At 54.4% G+C, this 1,039-nt stretch carries 1 protein-coding gene and 1 pseudogene; both read left to right on the top strand.

Features of this window, described 5'->3' with window-relative positions; all coding sequences use genetic code 11:
• The first annotated feature begins 55 nt into the window (after positions 1 to 55).
• The gene (gene tnpB / locus VZ94_RS21780; RefSeq protein WP_045780855.1) at positions 56 to 406 is read left to right on the top strand and encodes an IS66 family insertion sequence element accessory protein TnpB; all 351 of its coding nucleotides are present in this window, start codon (positions 56 to 58) and stop codon (positions 404 to 406) included.
• Positions 407 to 617: 211 nt separating this feature from the next.
• Positions 618 to 1,039 (top strand): annotated as a pseudogene (locus VZ94_RS21775) (transposase domain-containing protein); the annotation flags it as partial.

Genomic DNA, 1,039 nt, shown 5'->3' with positions numbered 1-1,039 from the left:
CACGACTGGAACTACCGATAACCGTTTCTGCAGCGTGGCTGGCTGAGTTGCTGCGATGCCTGGCTTGATCGAAACACCCGCGCAAATTTGGCTAGCCGTGGCACCGGTGGATATGCGTAAAGGCATAGACGGACTGTCCGCGCTTGTCCAGCAGGCGCTAGGCTCTGTGCCGTGCGCGGGCGCGGCTTTTGTTTTTCGCAATCGAGCCGGAACTCGTCTGAAACTGTTACTGTGGGACGGCAATGGTGTTTGGCTGTGTCAACGCCGCTTGCATCGCGGTCATTTTATCTGGCCGCAACACGAAGAGGCGGTGTTTTTGGTCACCGAAGCGCAATGGCGCTGGCTCGTAGCTGGGGTCGATTGGCAACGCTTGTCAGCGCTTCCGTCGGCGGATTGGCAACCTTGAAAGCGCTGTTTTGAGTCCTAAAAAAATCGCTTAAACCCAGTATTTATAAGGCTTGCAGGCGTTTTTTTTTGGTATAATAACCACCATGAAAACACTCGCCGACATCGACCGTTTAGACTTCGAACCAGCCACCAAAAGCCAAGTGGTGGATATGATTCGGGTGTTGCTTGACCAAACGGTACAGGATAGAGAGTTGCTGCAGCTCAAAGACGCGCAAATTCAAGCTAAAGACGCCGTCATCCGGGCCAAAGACTTCAAAATCGAAGCCCTAACCCACGAGCTCGCCCATCTCCGGCGCATCCGTTTTGGCGTCAAAAGCGAAACCCTATCGCCGTTGCAGCAAGATGTATTCGAGGAAACCTTGGAGACCGACCTGTCCGCCATTGACGCGGAAATCGAGCAACTCCAAGACGATCAGCCCGGCGATACGGTGGCGAAACCCAAACGTCCGCGTGCGGGTCGTCAATCCTTACCCGAGCATTTGCCGCGTATCGAACACCGTCACGAACCGGAATCCTGCACCTGCGGTCAATGCGGCAAAGACTTGGTCAAAATCGGCGAAGATGTCACTGAGCAACTGGATGTTGAGCCCGCTAAGTTTTTCGTGCATCGCCACATTCGCCCCCAATATGC

Origin of the sequence: Methylocucumis oryzae, assembly GCF_000963695.1 — a bacterium.
Taxonomy (GTDB): domain Bacteria; phylum Pseudomonadota; class Gammaproteobacteria; order Methylococcales; family Methylomonadaceae; genus Methylovulum; species Methylovulum oryzae.
This window is presented reverse-complemented; position numbering and strand designations above follow the sequence as displayed.

Bases quoted from the DNA above. Each gene is read 5' to 3' on its own strand.
- tnpB (WP_045780855.1), top strand. From the start codon at position 56: ATGCCTGGCTTGATCGAAACACCCGCGCAAATTTGGCTAGCCGTGGCA.